This window comes from Kushneria sinocarnis (genome assembly GCF_003633775.1).
GTDB classification, from domain to species: Bacteria; Pseudomonadota; Gammaproteobacteria; order Pseudomonadales; family Halomonadaceae; genus Kushneria; species Kushneria sinocarnis.
The window spans coordinates 241,534-256,924 of sequence record NZ_RBIN01000001.1; the positions used below are offsets into that span (position 1 = coordinate 241,534).

The window sequence follows — 15,391 nt, forward strand, 5'->3', positions numbered from 1 at the left end:
CGCCGGTCATTAGCTTTTGGTATAAGGCGTGAAAGCCGGAATTCGGGGGAGGCGAGGATGGCGGGAGATATCGGCCGGCCGTTGCGGATTGTGAATCGGTGTTAAGCGGGAGCGTGCGGCCGTGACGTATCGCCATCCGGGTGATGGCAGAAGTCGATGAAACGCGCCAGCAGTGGGCTGATGTACTTGTCGCGGTGGGTGATCAGGTGAAACTGGCGCGGCATCGCCAGATCGATCTCGAGTTCACGCAACCGGCCATCCGCCAGGGCATGGCGGGCTTCCAGTTCGGAGACACAGGTCAGCCCCATGCCGGCGGCAGTCGCATTGATGATCGCTTCGGTGGCGTTGAGCTCGAGTGCGGTCTGCCAGTGTTCAAGCCGAGCGGCCAGAAAGTGCATGAACTGCTCCCGGGTACCGGAACCGGGCTCGCGCAGCACCCACTGCTGATGTTCGAGGTCGGCCACCGTGGCAACACGGCCGACCAGCGGATGCTCCGGAGCCGCCGCCACCAGCATGCGATCGTGGCGCCAGGTTCGGGCCATCAGCGGTGCGTGATCGATCCGGCCCTCGACCATGCCGATATCGAGCTCGAAGGCGTTGAGGGCCTCACCAATGGTGGCGCTGTTGACAATGGTGACCTGCTGATCGGTATGGCCGGTAAGACGACGGAATCCCTGCAACAGCGACGGCAGCAGCTGGTGACCGATGGTATAGCTGGCACCGATTCGCAGCTTGCCGGACAGCTGCGTATGGCGATCGAAGAGCTGCTCGACGGTGGCGGCGCGGCCGAGCAGCTCATCGGCCAGCGGCAGCAGCTGGCGCCCCAGGTCGTTGATGAACAGCCGGTTGTGATGACGATCGAACAACCGGTGGCCGTAGCGCTTCTCCAGTTCGGCCAGCGCTGCGCTGACTGCCGGCTTGGTCAGATGCAGGGCTTGCGCGGCGGCGGTCAGCGAGCCCTCGTGCACGATGGTGACAAAGACACGCAGCTGGCGCAGGGTGATCGCCATCGTTTCAATGCTCTCCGACGTGAAGCGGCCAGGCGATGACGGCGTTGTAGAGACATCCATGATCGTTCCACGGCACCCGGTCGGGCTGCACGTTGCCGGCCTCGTCGATGGCGCGTACGCGCAGCTCATGCTCGCCGGGCGCCAGCTCGGTGATGACCGACCAGCGTACCCAGGCAGCGGGCAGGTTGGGGGCCTCCAGTCGGGCCGGCTGCCACGCGCCGTCATCAAGGCGATACTCGACCCGCTCGACCCGCCCCTCACCGGAGAAGGCCCGGCCGCGAATCACCTGCCGGCCGGCGGCGAGCCCGGCCGGCCAGTCCAGTTCGGGGACGCTCATCACCGGCATCACCGTGATGGGGATGCCATCGGCCTCGCCTTCGGCAGGGTAGTCCGGACCGGCGAGGGTATAGTCCCGGGTGTTCCAGTACGTATTCTGCTCATGGGCCGCCACGCGGATTCGCCCCAGCCACTTGATGCTGGCCGCGCCCAGCCAGCCGGACACCACCAGCCGGGCAGGGGCGCCGTGATCACACGGCAGCGGTTCACCGTTCATCGCCAGTGCGATCAGGGTATCCTCAGCCAGCGCCTTGGCCAGCGGTAGCGGCCGGGCGAAACGCCCCTCGTCGAGTCCTTCCGGCAGTACGCTGATCGCCTCCGCCGTCACGCCGGCCTGCTCGAGCACATCGCGCAGCCGTACACCGCTCCATTCCGCTACCCCGATTGCGCCGCTGCGCCACTGGGCGCCCTCGGCCGGCTCGCCGAAGTCATGGGCGAAAAAGGCCCGGGCGTTGCCGGCGCACTCGATGGCGCGCGTGATCGAGACCTGCGGCAGTGCCTGCAGGGCCGCCAGATCGAGCGTGATCGAGCGCTCGAGGCCGTCACCCTCGAGCTGCAGTGTCCAGGTGCGGGGGTCGATCTCGGGTGTGGCGGTATGGTTGCGGATATAGAACAGGGCGGCAGGCGTCAGATAACCCGCCAGCTGCGATAACCGGGTTTCGGCATTGGACTCGCCGCCCTCGGGGGGATGGGTGAAATATCGTGTGGCCAGCGACTTGTGAATGGCGGGACGTTGCGACATGCCGGTTGGCTCCTGTTGACCTCGGGAAGGCTTGCGAGGCTCTCTCCGGGCAGTGTAGTAGTGTCGCAATTCCGGTGCTGCCGCGACGTGACGGATGTCCGCGCGGCAGGCGCTGGAAGACCCGTTGCCCACGGGCGGCGGGCCTCAGCCCGGATGGCCGGAGAGATCGGTCATCGCAAGACGTTGTCCGTAGTAGGTGGCATAGCGCAGCGCGACATACCCGACGACCACCGTGGCCACGGTGAGTTCGATATCGGCCAGTGTCTGCACCTGCGCCACCAGCGAGCCCGGCACGCCCTGGCTTGCCAGCCATCCGGCGGTCTTCGCCATCGCCGTGGCGCCGATCACCATCGGGAAGGTGAAGGCGGCATGGGCGGGGCTGAAGGGCAGACGCAGCAGCCGGAAGAAGGCGAGATAGATCACGACCGTCATCAGCAGCGCGATGCTCCCCAGCAGGGCCACCAGCAGCGGTGAGGGCTCGGCGGACACGGTCAGGTAGCCGGCCAGACTGAGACTCGCCGGGGCCGCCATGATGGCGATGGTCGGCTTGGCGGCATCCGGGATCTCGGCTGAGAAGATCAGCCGATGCACCATCACCGGCAGCAGCAGGGCGTACATGATCATGCCGAACCAGAGCAGACCCAGGGCGAGCGGCTGCAGGGCCGGTACCCCGGGAAAGGCGACATCGGCCACGATGATCCCGACCGGTGGCACGAACCAGCCCGGCACCATGTGGTGCAGCCTGAAGTCGCGGCAGCGATGAATGACGAAGGCGCTCAGAAAGATCAGATGCAGCCCCACTGCCACCAGCCAGAGCGCCGTACCAAGGCTGGGCACCCAGTGACCGAAGGCCTTCGAGACCACCATGAGGGCCATGGCGAAGGTGGGAACGACACTGCCGACCACCGGGTGGGCCAGATCCTGGCGCAGTGACTGCGGATGGCGGATGAAACGAACCGCCAGGATCAGCAGCAGGACTGCAGCGATGGCTGCGCCGGCTTGCTGGGCAACCCCCTTCAGCGCAGTAAGGCTCTCCCAGCTCCACCCGAGGCTGGCGATACCCAGGGCCAGCCCGGCCATGGGGGTCGGGGCACCACGGATGACGTCTTCAAGGCGAAGTAACATGGCGAACTCCTGCTGACTGATCGGATGTCGCCATGCTGGACTGTCGGCTTCGGTAATTATATTGGAACGTTTTTTACCGCTCGTTCACCTTAATCGAACGCTGGCCCGTCGAGCGCAGCGCGGCGGCGATTTGCCGCCGCGCCCTCGAGGGTCAGTGCCGGTCGCCGGGCGTGGTCGGGCTGTGGGGCCCGGCGAAGTGCTCGCGGGTCAGTCGGAAGACCAGCGGCGACAGCAGGGCCAGAGCGATCAGGTTGGGAATCGCCATCAGCGCGTTGAAGGTATCGGCCAGCAGCCAGATGAAGTCCAGATGTGCCATGGCGCCGACCGGAATCATCAGCACGAAGGCAATGCGGTAGCCATGCGCGGCCCGGGGGCCGAAGAGATACTGGAAGCAGCGCTCGCCATAGTAGGACCAGCCGAGAATGGTGGTGAAGGCGAAGATCGCCAGCGCCGCCGCCACGATATAGTCGCCCGGCCCCGGCAGTGCGGTGCGAAAGGCCAGCGAGGTCAGCGCCGCGCCGGACTCGCCCTCCAGCCACTGCCCGGAGGTGATGATGGCCAGGGCGGTGATGGTGCAGACCACCAGGGTGTCGATGAAGGTGCCCAGCATGGCGATCATGCCCTGGCGGACCGGACTGTTGGTCTGGGCGGCGGCGTGGGCGATGGGGGCACTGCCCAGCCCGGCTTCGTTGGAGAACACGCCGCGGGCCACGCCGAAGCGGATGGCGGCGGCCACTGCGGCACCGGCAAAGCCGCCGGCGGCCGAGACGGGGGTGAAGGCGTGCACGAAGATCAGGCCGAGCGCCTCGGGGATGTCGGTGATGTTGATCAGCAGGACCACCACACCCGCCAGCAGATAGGCGATGGCCATCAGCGGCACCAGCCGTCCGGCAACGCTGGAGATGCGCCGGATGCCGCCCAGGATGACGGCGCCGGCCAGCACCATGATGATCAGCCCGGTCAGCCAGGCGGGGATGGCAAAGGAGGTCGACAGCGCATCGGCCACCGAGTTGGCCTGCACGGTGTTGCCGATACCGAACGAGGCCAGCGCGCCGAACAGCGCAAACAGCCCGCCCAGCCAGGCAAAGCGTCTGCCCAGACCGTTACGGATGTAGTACATCGGTCCGCCGACGAAGTTGCCCTCGCTGTCGCGCTCGCGAAAGCGCACCGCGCAGACGGCCTCGGCATACTTGGTGGCCATGCCGACCAGCGCCGTGATCCACATCCAGAACACCGCGCCCGGGCCGCCCAGGGCAATGGCGGTGGCCACGCCGGCGATGTTGCCGGTGCCGATGGTGGCCGACAGCGAGGTCATCAGGGCATTGAAGGAGGAGATTTCACCGCTGTCGCGTTCGCCGCTGCGTCCCTGCCAGAGCAGCGCGAAGGCGCGGCCGATGTTGCGAATCGGCATCGCCTTCAGGCCGATCTGCAGATAGATCCCCACACCCAGCAGCAGAATCAGCATCAGCGGGCCCCATACCACGCCGTTGATGCCCTCGATAAGGCTCTGTATTACATCCATGCCCTGCTCCGTTGATTGTTGGTCGTTAGATGAGTCACGCGAGCGCTTGCTTCGGCGCATTCGGCAATGTAGCGCCGATGAAGGATGGTGTCATGACGCCCGTGCCGCGCTCGGATCAGAGTGCTTCTTCCAGTGGTGCCAGCCGGCCGGGCACCAGCGCATCCTCGACGGCGCTGATGCGCAGCACATGGCCCAGCGCCGGATGCGGCGGACGGTGCACGATCACGCCCTCCGCCAGCAGGGCGCGATGTACCTCGGCGGCCCGGTCGCCGTCGGCCAGGCAGAGGGCGACGAAATTGGTCTCCCCGGGCACGACCTGACCGCCCCGGCGGCGCAGATGGGCGGCCAGCCGCTCGCGCCGGTCGACCACATCGCGAATGTGCTCGTGCACTTCTTCCTCGTGATCGACCAGCACGGTCGCGGCCTCCAGCGCCACCGAGGAGACGGCGTAGTGGATGCGTACCTTGTGCATGTCGCTGATCAGGGTCGGCGAGGCGATGGCGTAGCCGATCCGCAGCCCGGCCAGGCCGTGCGCCTTGGAAAAGGTCCGCAGCCGGACACGGCGCGGTCGCACCCGGTTGTCGCGCCGTGCCTCGGGCAGGAAGTCGTGATAGGCCTCGTCGAGCAGCAGCGTGCAGCCCTCGGGCAGGGCTTCCTCGAGGGCATCCAGGGTGTCGGGATCATGCCAGTGGCCGCTCGGGTTGTCCGGATTGGCCAGATAGACCAGCTGGGCCTCGTGCCGGCAGGCGGCCTCGGCGAGTGCCCCGGGATCGGGTGACAGGGCGGGGGCCTGGCCTGCCGGGTCCGCCTCGCTGCGGTAGGGCACTTCGATGATGTGACACCCCTGACCCTCGGCGAAATAGCCGAAGGTGGGGTAGGTGCCGGCACTGGTGATCACCGTGGCACCGGGATCGCAGAGCGTGCGCAGGGCGAGGGCGATCAGGCTGTCGGCGCCGGCATCGATGATCAGCGCCTCCATGGGCACCCCGAGCCGATCCTGCAGCCGGCTGCGCAGCTCGAAGGCTTCCGCATCCCCGTAGGCACGCGCCAGCCGGGCGACCTCTCCCCCGAGCGCTTGACCCAGCGCCCGATGCGGCATGTCCAGGCCCTCGTTGGAGCCCAGCTGATGGGGTACCCGGCGACCCAGCCGGCGCTCCAGTGCGCGCAGGCCGGGGAAGGGGTTGGCGGGGCCGTGGCGATCGAGGTGGCGAGCAGTCATGGCAGTGGTGTCCGGAGCTTGCGAAGTGTCAGGGCGTCGCTCTGTCGGTGGCTGAAGTCCCGACCGACGAGAGCAGGGCATCGGCATCGAAGGCGCCCTCGATGTGATGCTTCCAGTCGGCGCTGACGGCGGTCGGCGCCGTCAGCTCCAGGGTCAGCCGATAGGGGTAGAGCGTGCGATCGGAGAGCTTGAGTGCCGGTGCAGAAGCGGCCAGTCGGGTACTCAGGATGCGCTGATTGTCGGCCAGGCTCGGGGTGCCCTCGATCGGCTGCCAGGCCAGGATCTGCGGGCCGTCGTCCCGTGCCAGCAGGGTGCGGATCAGGGTCTCGCGCAGCCGGGCGGCGTCGATCGGCAGGCGGTCATCCACCTGGGGCGGTGCCACCAGGATGACCCGTTGCCCGGGCGGTATGGCCCAGTCGTCGGCGGCGAGTACCTGACGCGCCGCCGACTCCCCCAGGCTCGCCAGCGGTGAGCGTGGTTCGACGGGGGCGCCATTGCCGAACAGGGCGCAGCCGGCGAGCCAGCAGGGCAGCAGCAGGACCACAAGTTGACGGAACAGGGCGCTCATGGCGAGATCTCGCAATGGACGGAGGCGACATTGTCGTTACGCTGCGCCTCGACGAAGTCGAGCAGCACCGTGAACAGTGGCTGCCGGAGCGTCTCGTGTTCATTGACCAGGTGATGCCTGGCCCGGGTATTACGCTCGATGCGGGCCATGGGGAATTGTGCGGCCAGCACCTGCAGGTTCCAGCGCCAGTCGACGGTGGCATCCTGCTCGCCCTGCAGGATCAGGACCGGCAGCGCGCGGGGCGACAGCATGCAAAACCGCGCCATCCAGCGGCGCATGGCGCGTACCCAGACCAGCGGCAGCCGCTCGGCCTGCAGCGGGTCGCCATGGCGCAGGAAGGCCACGAAGTCGGCATCGGTCGAGTTGGGGTGATGAGTGCGCGGGATCGAGCGCACGAAGGGGCCGGCGATATCGTGCAGCCAGCGCGCCCGTTTCCAGCCGCGCGGGCGGACCAGCGGCGCCAGCAGCACCAGGGCCTGCCAGGGTGAGTGCTCGCGGCGGGAGAGGGCATCGGTGGCAAGGATGGCGCCGCCGGTGCTCTGGCCGATGCCGATCCAGGGGCCCTGCATCAGTGCGCGCTCGTCGAGCTGATCCGTCAGCGCCTGCAGACAGTGGATATAGTCGGCAAAGTCGTCGATGGCCGCGCGCTCGCCGCTGGAGAGGCCATGGCCGGGCAGGTCCCAGAGGATGACCTGCCAGCCGGCAGCGAGCAGGGTCTTCAGCAGATGCCGGTAAAGGCCGAGATGATCGAAGTAGCCGTGGACCACCACCACGGTACCGTGCGGCGGCTGCGCGGGGCGCCAGCGCTGTACCCAGAGCCGATAGCCGGCGCAGTCGATCTGACCGGCGTCCAGGCCTGCCGCCATCGGTAGCGCCTCGTCGAGGCGGTAGTGGCGCAGATAGGGCGCCAGTACCCCGCCGAGCGGCTCGGGGACAGGGGCCAGCTCGCCGTAGTCGAGCAGGTTGGCAAAGGGGGCGTTGTGACCGGTCATGATCGGCCATGCTAGCGCTGCACCGCGGTCAGCGCCAGTTCAGCCGCTGCGCGCGCGCCAGCCGGCGATGGCCACGGCCGCCCAGCCGAGCATCAGCGCCAGACCTCCGAATGGCGTGATCGGCCCTAGCCAGCCGGGCGCGCCCAGTGCAAGGGCGTAGAGCGAGAGGCAGAACAGCACGATGCCGACTCCCCACAGCCGCAGTGCCAGCCGCTGCCCCCTGAGGGGCTTTTGATGGCGCCAGACCAGTACCGCCATGGCGGCCAGGGTGTGCCAGGCCTGATAGCGCACCCCGGTGGTGAAGGCGTTCAGCTGCCCGGCATCCAGCCGGTCGGCCAGGCCATGCGCGCCCAGGGCCACGGTGACCAGTCCCGAGACTCCGACCAGTGCCCAGGCGTGACGTTGGCTCATGATGATGTACACTCCCCGCCCGGCAGCATATCCGAACGGTCTGCCCCGGGTCCTGCCATACTGAAGATCTACCGGCCCTGCCGGCCTCGAGCACCTGTGGTGCAGCCGTCCGACAACAACTGACATGGCTTCGCTTCCGCCCGCGGAAGGAAACCAGCCCGCCGGAGTGCCGCGATGGAATGGCTTACTGCAATTGAGTCGGCGATCAACGCCGTCACCGATCCGATCAGCAATTTTATCTGGTCTTTCATTCTGGTCTACCTGCTGCTGGGGGTTGGCCTGCTGTTTACCCTGATCACGCGTTTCATGCAGTTCCGGCTGCTCGGCCACATGGCGCGCATCACCTTTACCAGCCGTGGCAGTGGCGAGGGCATCAGCGCCTTCCAGGCCTTCGCGACCTCGCTGGCCGGCCGGGTGGGGACCGGCAATCTGGCCGGCGTGGCGCTGGCGCTGTGGGTCGGCGGTCCCGGCGCCATCTTCTGGATGTGGGTCACGGCGCTGGTGGGACTGGCGACCGCGTTCGTCGAGTCCACCCTGGCGCAGGTCTACAAGTCCCGTCATGCGGATGGCGCCTTCCGCGGCGGGCCGGCGTACTATATCGAGCGCGGCCTCGGCCAGCGCTGGCTGGGCTGTCTGTTCGCGGTGCTGCTGATCATTGCCTTCGGGCTCGCCTTCGCCGGCGCTCAGGCCAATACCATTGCGCGTGCCATGGACGGCGCCTTCAGTGTGCCCACCTGGCTGACCGGCCTGATCCTGGTCGCGCTGACGGCGCTGATCATCTATGGCGGGGTGCGCTCGGTCGCCCGCGCCGCCGAGAAGATCGTGCCGTTCATGGCGGTGGCCTACCTGCTGGTGGCGCTCTACATCCTGGTGGTCAATCTGGCGGATGTCCCGGCGCTGCTGGCACTGATCGTCAAGAGTGCCTTCGGTTTCGGCCCCGCGCTTGGCGGAGCAGCCGGTTTCGCGATCAAGACGGCGATGGAGAACGGCGTCAAGCGCGGCCTGTTCTCCAACGAGGCGGGCATGGGCTCGGCCCCCAACGTGGCCGCCACCGCGACGGTCCGCCATCCGGCCGCCCAGGGGCTGGTGCAGTCCTTCGGCGTGGTCTGCGACACCCTGATCATCTGCACCTGCACCGCCATCGTGATCCTGTTCTCCGGCGTCTACCAGAGCCTGATGAGCGGCTCGCCCGGTGCCGACATCGAGGGTATCCAGCTGACCCAGGATGCCATGAGCGATCACCTCGGCAGCTTCGGTACCTGGTTCATCGCCATCGCGATCTGCCTGTTTGCCTTCACCTCGATCCTGGCGGACTACGCCTACTCCGCGATCAACATCGAGTATCTCTTCCCGCGCCATGCCCGGCTGGCCGATCAGGTCCTGCGAGTGGTGGTGCTGGCCATGGTGATGATCGGCTCGGTGGCATCGCTGGGCTTCATCTGGCACTTCGCCGATCTGGCGATGGGGCTGATGGCGACCGTCAACCTGATTGCCATCGTGCTGCTGGCGCCGGTGGCGTTGCGGGCGCTGCGCGATTACGAACGCCAGCGCCGCAATGGCGTGCGTGAGCCGAGCTTCGATCCGGCCATCCTCAGCCGCCCCGAGCAGGTGGATCATGACGTCTGGTCCGGCACCACCGGGCGCGCCGGCTGAGCCGCGGCCGATCGCCGATACCCTTTCAACCGCCACATCAGAGTGCCGTCATGGAATTCATTCATACCCTCGAAAATGCGATTCGCGTCGTGATGGAGCCGGTCAGCGGTTTCATCTGGGGCTATGTCCTGCTCTACCTGCTGCTGGGGGCCGGCGTGCTGTTCACCCTCATGACGAAATTCATGCAGTTTCGTCTGCTGGGGCACATGGCCCGGGTCACCTTCGGCGGCCGTGGTGCCGGCGAGGGCATCAGCGCCTTTCAGGCCTTTGCCACCTCGCTGGCCTCGCGGGTGGGCACCGGCAACCTGGCCGGGGTGGCGATTGCCCTCTGGGTCGGCGGCCCCGGGGCCATCTTCTGGATGTGGATGACCGCGCTGGTGGGGCTGGCGACCGCCTTCGTCGAATCCACCCTCGCCCAGGTCTACAAGGTGAAGCACGAGGATGGTGTCTTCCGCGGCGGGCCGGCGTACTACATCGAGCGCGGTCTCGGCCAGCGCTGGATGAGTGTGCTGTTTGCGGTCTTTCTGCTGCTCGCCTATGGCCTGGCTTTCAACGGCGCCCAGGCCAATACCATTGCCCAGGCGATGAGCGGCGCCTTCAGCGTGCCCCACTGGCTGACCGGACTGGTGCTGGTGGCAGTGACCGCGCTGGTCATCTATGGCGGTATCCGCTCGGTGGCGCGCACCGCCGAGAAGATCGTGCCGGTCATGGCGGTGGCCTACCTGCTGGTGGCGCTCTACATCCTGGCGGTCAACATCGGCGAGGTACCGGCGATGCTGGCACTGATCGTCAAGAGTGCGTTCGGCCTGGGTCCGGCCGCCGGCGGGGCGGCCGGGTTTGCGATCAAGGTAGCGATGGAGAATGGCGTCAAGCGCGGGCTGTTCTCCAACGAGGCGGGCATGGGCTCGGCGCCCAACGCCGCGGCCACGGCTTCGGTCCGGCATCCGGCGGCCCAGGGGCTGGTGCAGTCCTTCGGGGTGGTCTGCGATACCCTGATCATCTGCAGCTGTACCGCCGTGGTGATCCTGCTGTCCGGGGTGTACGACACCCTGATGGCGAATTCGCCGGGCCAGCAGATCGAGGGCATCCGGCTGACCCAGGATGCGATGAGCGATCATCTCGGCAGCTTCGGCACCTGGTTCATCGCCATTGCGATCCTGCTGTTCGCCTTCACCTCGATCATCGGCAACTACGCCTATGGTGAGATCAACATGGGCTACCTGTTCGGCAAGCGCAGCCGGCCGGCCATTCAGCTGCTGCGGCTGGCAGTGCTGGCGATGGTGATGATCGGTGCGGTGGCGAAGCTGACCTTCGTCTGGGATTTCGCCGATTTCGCCATGGGGCTGATGGCGACCACCAACCTGGTCGCGATCCTGCTGCTCTCGCCGATCGCCCTGCGGGTGTTGAAGGACTATGAGCGCCAGCGCCGCAACGGCGTGCGCGAGCCGGTGTTCGATCCCTCGGTGCTCAGGCGTCCCGATCGGCTCGAGCCCGGTGTCTGGCCGGAGCGATCTGCCGCCGACTGACAGGGGGATCGGCGCAGCCCCCGGGGCGGCGTTATAATGCGGTCGAAATCGATGTCATGTGGAGGACGGCTCATGCAGCTCACGATCAACGGTGAAAGCCGCGCGGTGGACCAGGCGGCCACGGTGGCCGAGCTGATCGACCGGCTCGGGCTCGCCAACCGCCGGCTGGCCGTCGAACTCAACGAGATGATCGTGCCCCGCTCGCGCCACGCCGAAACGGCGCTCAGCGAGGGAGATCACATCGAGATCGTACACGCCATCGGCGGGGGCTGAGGCGCTGCTCGCCATGCTGCTGCCGGCGGGACGTCAGTGGACGTGACTGCCGGCGGTCCATGCCCTTCACGGGCCCGTTTTTTCAGGAGAATGTCATGAGTGCTGACACGCGCCTCGACAGACCGCTGACGATCGCCGGGCAGACCTTCGGCTCGCGGCTGCTGGTGGGCACCGGCAAGTATCGCGATTTCGACGAGGCCGGCCGGGCGGTCGAGGCCAGCGGCGCCGAGATCGTGACCGTAGCGGTGCGCCGCTCCAACATCGGCCAGTCGCCCGATGAACCCAGCCTGCTCGATGTCATTTCGCCCGAGCGCTATACCCTGCTGCCCAACACTGCCGGCTGCTTCAATGCCCGCGATGCGGTGCGCACCTGTCAGCTGGCACGCGAGCTGCTCGACGGGCATTCGCTGGTCAAGCTGGAAGTGCTGGGAGACGAGCAGACGCTCTATCCCAATGTCATTGAAACCGTCAACGCGGCCCGCACCCTGATCGACGACGGCTTCAGCGTGATGGTCTATACCAGCGATGACCCCATCGTGGCCGCCGAGCTGGAGTCGATGGGCTGCAGCGCGGTGATGCCGCTGGGCTCGCTGATCGGCTCCGGCCATGGCCTGCTCAATCCGCACAGCCTGTCGCTGATCATCGAGGCCGCGAATGTGCCGATCCTGGTGGATGCCGGCATCGGCACCCCCTCGGATGCGTCGCTGGCGATGGAGATGGGCTGTGACGGCGTACTGGTCAATTCGGCCATCGCCCACGCCCGTCAGCCGGTGATGATGGCGGGTGCGATGAGAAAGGCGGTCGAGGCCGGTCGCGAGGCCTGGCTGGCCGAGCGCATGCCGCGCAAGACCTATGCCGCCGAGCCCTCCTCCCCGATGGCAGGGCGCATCAGCAGCTGACCCCCTTGTACCCACCCGGACCGGCTTGTCGCTCGTGCGTGATGGCCGGTCTGCATTCGACGATACGATCCAGCCATGTCCCGTGACGAGTACCATCAGCCGTTTTCAGCCACACCTGCCGAAGAGCAGTCGAGTGACGCCTCTCGTTCGCCGAAGCGCGAAGTCCGCAGCTATGTCCTGCGCGGCGGCCGCATGACCCGTGCCCAGCAGCGTGGTCTGGATGAGGTCTTCCCGCGCCTGGGCCTGACCCTGGCCCGGGGGATGATCGACCCCGAGCGCGTGTTCGGCCGGCGTGCGCCGCTGGTGGTCGAGATCGGCTTCGGCATGGGCGGCTCGCTGCTCGAGCAGGCCCGCACCCATCCGCAGACCGATTTCATCGGTATCGAGGTGCATCCGCCCGGGGTGGGCAAGCTGCTCGACGAGGCCGACAAGGCCGGGCTGGATAATCTGCGGGTCTATCGCGAGGATGCCCTGGCCGTGCTCGACGAGGCGCTGCCGGCCGGCTCGGTCGATACCCTGCAGCTGTTCTTCCCCGATCCCTGGCCGAAAAAGAAGCATCACAAGCGGCGTATCGTCCAGCCGGCCTTTCTCGAGCGGGTACACCGGGTATTGCAGCCGAACGGGCGTCTGCACATGGCCACCGACTGGGAGAACTACGCCGAACACATGGTGGAAGTCATGAGCACGACGCCGGGGTTCGTGAATACCGCCGTGGCCGGGGATTACGTGCCGCGTCCCGACTTCCGCCCGCTGACCAAGTTCGAAACCCGGGGCGAACGGCTGGGGCATGGTGTTTGGGATCTGATCTACCGGCGGACGTGAGTGCGATACTGCCCACTTCGCCTGCGGTGTGGCGCTGCATCATCACGCCGGCAGCGACAGGGCACTAAAAAGCCGCCCCTGGCGGGGCGGCGAAAGGACCGTGACTAGCTTGATGAGGAGATGACCACTGGGAGGCCTGACCTCCTCCCGGCTGTGGTCATGTGGTGCATGGCAAGCACCACACCCTCGAGTCTGGGGAAAGGCTCTGCGGCTGTCAATATGAATGATAATAATTTTTATTCAGTATTGGGCGCCTTCGACGCCATCGGCCTCACTTTCGTACCGTCTGACAGGTATGCTGACGGGCGACCCACCAGTCATTACATCCGGACTTGACCAAGCATGTGTGCTGTTCGAATCGATCGTCACCACGAGGACCAGCCCCGCCCACCGGTACTGAACGCCCTGATTCTGGTCACGCTGGTGACCATCGTCGTGGCGTGCTGGTATCTCGGCGACTACTACCTGGGCAGTGCCGGCGAGAGAACCCGCTGGTTTGCGCCGTCGCCCTTCTGCGATGTGCTTGCCGGGTCGTGTCATACCCGGCTGGGGCAGCAGGGGAGTCTGGTGACCCGGCTGGAGTCGGCGCCGCAACGGGTTCGCGTCAGTGTGACGATCGACGGGCTGGACACCCGGGCAGTAGAGGCCCAGCTCGAGGGGCGCAGCGTGTACACCGGAGAGCAGGAAATCCGGCTGCAGCAGGTCGCGCCGCATCGCTATGCGGGCACCCTGCCGATGGCGTCCTGTGAGCGCGACTCACACAGCTGGCGGCTGCGTATTCGAGTCGAGGATCGGGCGGGTGTACGACTGGGCAGCTGGTACGACTTCGACTCGCCCTGTCAATAGCACGGCGCAAGCTCCGGATGAATTATCCACAAAGGCCGCGAGCCGCGAGATGCCGCCTGTGGGTAATTGACAGGATGACGAAAATTCGTTATCGGCAATTGCGGGGATGAAATATTTTTCCTTTCAGATCATTGAGTTGATTGAGCTCAATGTCTGCGGCCGGGCCATTCGGTGCTACCCTGTCAAGCTGCTGCGACCCGAGTCGAAGGCCGCCAGCAGGTGGAAAATTCATGACTCGCCACACTTGTTCCACATAATTATCCACACCCTCGTCCACCGGCATGACGGGCTGAACGCCGGAACGGCGGGGTAGCACCGCAGGCACAACGCAACAACGCAACAACGCCCGGGTGGCGTGCCCGGGCGTTGCGGAGACAGCGTAACAGTGGCTGCTCAGTTGGCTGTCGTCGGCTCGGAAGCCGTGCTGCCACCGGTAGCGGAAGCCGCGCTGCTCGACTGGCCGGCGCCGCCCTGAGCGTTACCGGCACCTTCCACCGAGCTTTCGACATCATCCCCGACCGCGATCAGATGCACCTTGAAGATGAGCGTCTGATTGGGGCCGATCGGACCGGTACCGCCCTGGCCGTAGGCCAGCTCGGCCGGCACATAGATCATCCAGGTGGCGCCTTCGGGCATCATCTGGAGTGCCTGCTGCCAGCCCTCGATGACCTGATTGACCTGGAAGGTAACCGGCTGACCGCGCTCGTAGGAGCTGTCGAAGACCTCACCGTCGATGGTCTTGCCTTCGTAATCGACCTTGACCTGTTCTTCGGCGGCCGGCTTCGGGCCATTGCCTTCCTCAACGACCTTGTACTGCAGGCCGGAGTCGGTGGTCTGGACCCCATCCTTCTGAGCGTTCTGCTTGAGGAACTTCTCGCCGGCGGCCTTGTTCTCCTTGGCCGCCTGCTGCTGCTGCTGCTGCTGCTGGGCAATCATCTTCTGCTGATACTGCTTCAGGGCCTGACTGATCTGGTCCTGGCTCAGCTTGAGATCATTGCCGTTATAGCCGTCGCGGATACCCTGAGTGAAGGTGTCGAGATCCAGATCACTCATGTCCTGGCTCATGTTCTGGGCCATGGTGGCGCCGATGGCGTAGCTCAGCCGGGCCTGATCGGACTCGAACGGGCCGTTGTCGCTGCCGTTCCCGGCACCCTGCTGCTCGCTGCTGCCATCACCGCCCTGAGCCTGTGCGTTGCCGGCCTGCTGGCTGCTCTGCTGCTGGCTGTTGTTCGCTTGATCGGTCTGCTCGCTGTCATCCGAGCCGCCGGAGCAACCGCTCAGGATCAGCAGGGCACTGAGCGTGGCGACGCTCGCCAGTTTATTCATGAAAACTCCTGGGACTGGGGACTTTGAACGAGTGGTGGCGCAGGCGCTGCGGTTGTCACCACTCGCCTGTGGTGGATTAAGACTTTATCAGGGGGCGTCGAGTTCCGCATCCGTTGTGCAT

15 protein-coding genes are annotated in these 15,391 nt (G+C 66.3%); 6 read left to right on the top strand and 9 right to left on the bottom strand.

Going from position 1 to position 15,391, the window contains the following annotated elements; all coding sequences use genetic code 11:
* Positions 1 to 101: 101 nt before the first annotated feature.
* From C7446_RS01110 to C7446_RS01145, 8 genes are all read right to left on the bottom strand, one after another.
* The gene (locus C7446_RS01110) at positions 102 to 1,070 is read right to left on the bottom strand and encodes a LysR substrate-binding domain-containing protein (protein WP_245977591.1); all 969 of its coding nucleotides are present in this window, start codon (positions 1,068 to 1,070) and stop codon (positions 102 to 104) included.
* On the bottom strand, positions 1,015 to 2,088 hold the full coding sequence (locus C7446_RS01115) for a sulfite oxidase (protein WP_121170448.1): 1,074 nt from the start codon (positions 2,086 to 2,088) through the stop codon (positions 1,015 to 1,017). Before C7446_RS01115 ends, C7446_RS01110 begins: the two co-directional genes overlap by 56 nt.
* Before the next feature lie 144 nt (positions 2,089 to 2,232).
* Positions 2,233 to 3,213: a TDT family transporter gene (locus tag C7446_RS01120; RefSeq protein WP_121170450.1), complete on the bottom strand. Its 981-nt coding sequence runs from the start codon at positions 3,211 to 3,213 to the stop codon at positions 2,233 to 2,235.
* A 151-nt stretch (positions 3,214 to 3,364) separates the two neighbouring features.
* Entirely contained in the window at positions 3,365 to 4,735 is a 1,371-nt protein-coding gene (locus tag C7446_RS01125) for an alanine/glycine:cation symporter family protein (protein ID WP_121170452.1), read from the bottom strand.
* A gap of 115 nt (positions 4,736 to 4,850) precedes the next feature.
* Positions 4,851 to 5,954 carry an aminotransferase class I/II-fold pyridoxal phosphate-dependent enzyme gene (locus tag C7446_RS01130; RefSeq protein WP_121170454.1) on the bottom strand — a complete coding sequence of 368 codons (1,104 nt, stop codon included), beginning with the start codon at positions 5,952 to 5,954 and terminating at the stop codon, positions 4,851 to 4,853.
* A gap of 28 nt (positions 5,955 to 5,982) precedes the next feature.
* Positions 5,983 to 6,522 (bottom strand): hypothetical protein, encoded by a 540-nt coding sequence (locus C7446_RS01135; protein WP_121170456.1) that lies wholly within the window; start codon positions 6,520 to 6,522, stop codon positions 5,983 to 5,985.
* The gene (locus tag C7446_RS01140) at positions 6,519 to 7,514 is read right to left on the bottom strand and encodes an alpha/beta hydrolase (protein ID WP_121170458.1); all 996 of its coding nucleotides are present in this window, start codon (positions 7,512 to 7,514) and stop codon (positions 6,519 to 6,521) included. The genes C7446_RS01135 and C7446_RS01140 overlap by 4 nt, the downstream gene beginning before the upstream one ends.
* A 39-nt stretch (positions 7,515 to 7,553) precedes the next feature.
* Positions 7,554 to 7,925 (bottom strand): DUF423 domain-containing protein, encoded by a 372-nt coding sequence (locus C7446_RS01145; protein ID WP_121170460.1) that lies wholly within the window; start codon positions 7,923 to 7,925, stop codon positions 7,554 to 7,556.
* 174 nt (positions 7,926 to 8,099) lie between these two features.
* On the opposite strand from C7446_RS01145, the gene C7446_RS01150 reads away from it, so the two are divergent.
* The 6 genes from C7446_RS01150 (at position 8,100) to C7446_RS01175 (ending at position 13,944) form a co-directional block, all read left to right on the top strand.
* The gene (locus tag C7446_RS01150) at positions 8,100 to 9,578 is read left to right on the top strand and encodes an alanine/glycine:cation symporter family protein (protein ID WP_121170462.1); all 1,479 of its coding nucleotides are present in this window, start codon (positions 8,100 to 8,102) and stop codon (positions 9,576 to 9,578) included.
* 50 nt (positions 9,579 to 9,628) lie between these two features.
* Positions 9,629 to 11,104: an alanine/glycine:cation symporter family protein gene (locus C7446_RS01155; RefSeq protein ID WP_121170464.1), complete on the top strand. Its 1,476-nt coding sequence runs from the start codon at positions 9,629 to 9,631 to the stop codon at positions 11,102 to 11,104.
* Between the two features lie 72 nt (positions 11,105 to 11,176).
* The gene (gene thiS / locus C7446_RS01160) at positions 11,177 to 11,377 is read left to right on the top strand and encodes a sulfur carrier protein ThiS (protein ID WP_121170466.1); all 201 of its coding nucleotides are present in this window, start codon (positions 11,177 to 11,179) and stop codon (positions 11,375 to 11,377) included.
* A 95-nt stretch (positions 11,378 to 11,472) separates the two neighbouring features.
* The gene (locus C7446_RS01165) at positions 11,473 to 12,276 is read left to right on the top strand and encodes a thiazole synthase (RefSeq protein ID WP_121170468.1); all 804 of its coding nucleotides are present in this window, start codon (positions 11,473 to 11,475) and stop codon (positions 12,274 to 12,276) included.
* A gap of 75 nt (positions 12,277 to 12,351) precedes the next feature.
* Positions 12,352 to 13,098, top strand: a complete 747-nt coding sequence (gene trmB / locus C7446_RS01170; protein WP_121170470.1) for a tRNA (guanosine(46)-N7)-methyltransferase TrmB — start codon at positions 12,352 to 12,354, stop codon at positions 13,096 to 13,098.
* 342 nt (positions 13,099 to 13,440) lie between these two features.
* Complete coding sequence (locus C7446_RS01175) at positions 13,441 to 13,944, top strand: hypothetical protein (RefSeq protein WP_121170472.1); 504 nt, start codon at positions 13,441 to 13,443, stop codon at positions 13,942 to 13,944.
* Between the two features lie 393 nt (positions 13,945 to 14,337).
* Here the strand turns inward: C7446_RS01175 and bamJ are convergent, their stop codons facing one another.
* Positions 14,338 to 15,270: a BamJ family beta-barrel-assembly machinery protein gene (gene bamJ, locus C7446_RS01185; protein WP_121170476.1), complete on the bottom strand. Its 933-nt coding sequence runs from the start codon at positions 15,268 to 15,270 to the stop codon at positions 14,338 to 14,340.
* Positions 15,271 to 15,391 lie beyond the last annotated feature (121 nt).

Excerpts from the sequence above, each read along its gene's own strand:
- C7446_RS01135 (WP_121170456.1), bottom strand. The coding sequence starts at position 6,522 with ATGAGCGCCCTGTTCCGTCAACTTGTGGTCCTGCTGCTGCCCTGCTGG.
- C7446_RS01150 (WP_121170462.1), top strand. The coding sequence starts at position 8,100 with ATGGAATGGCTTACTGCAATTGAGTCGGCGATCAACGCCGTCACCGAT.
- C7446_RS01115 (WP_121170448.1), bottom strand. The coding sequence starts at position 2,088 with ATGTCGCAACGTCCCGCCATTCACAAGTCGCTGGCCACACGATATTTC.
- C7446_RS01125 (WP_121170452.1), bottom strand. The coding sequence starts at position 4,735 with ATGGATGTAATACAGAGCCTTATCGAGGGCATCAACGGCGTGGTATGG.
- thiS (WP_121170466.1), top strand. The coding sequence starts at position 11,177 with ATGCAGCTCACGATCAACGGTGAAAGCCGCGCGGTGGACCAGGCGGCC.
- C7446_RS01155 (WP_121170464.1), top strand. The coding sequence starts at position 9,629 with ATGGAATTCATTCATACCCTCGAAAATGCGATTCGCGTCGTGATGGAG.
- C7446_RS01175 (WP_121170472.1), top strand. The coding sequence starts at position 13,441 with ATGTGTGCTGTTCGAATCGATCGTCACCACGAGGACCAGCCCCGCCCA.
- C7446_RS01120 (WP_121170450.1), bottom strand. The coding sequence starts at position 3,213 with ATGTTACTTCGCCTTGAAGACGTCATCCGTGGTGCCCCGACCCCCATG.
- C7446_RS01140 (WP_121170458.1), bottom strand. The coding sequence starts at position 7,514 with ATGACCGGTCACAACGCCCCCTTTGCCAACCTGCTCGACTACGGCGAG.
- C7446_RS01130 (WP_121170454.1), bottom strand. The coding sequence starts at position 5,954 with ATGACTGCTCGCCACCTCGATCGCCACGGCCCCGCCAACCCCTTCCCC.
- C7446_RS01165 (WP_121170468.1), top strand. The coding sequence starts at position 11,473 with ATGAGTGCTGACACGCGCCTCGACAGACCGCTGACGATCGCCGGGCAG.
- trmB (WP_121170470.1), top strand. The coding sequence starts at position 12,352 with ATGTCCCGTGACGAGTACCATCAGCCGTTTTCAGCCACACCTGCCGAA.
- bamJ (WP_121170476.1), bottom strand. The coding sequence starts at position 15,270 with ATGAATAAACTGGCGAGCGTCGCCACGCTCAGTGCCCTGCTGATCCTG.
- C7446_RS01110 (WP_245977591.1), bottom strand. The coding sequence starts at position 1,070 with ATGGATGTCTCTACAACGCCGTCATCGCCTGGCCGCTTCACGTCGGAG.
- C7446_RS01145 (WP_121170460.1), bottom strand. The coding sequence starts at position 7,925 with ATGAGCCAACGTCACGCCTGGGCACTGGTCGGAGTCTCGGGACTGGTC.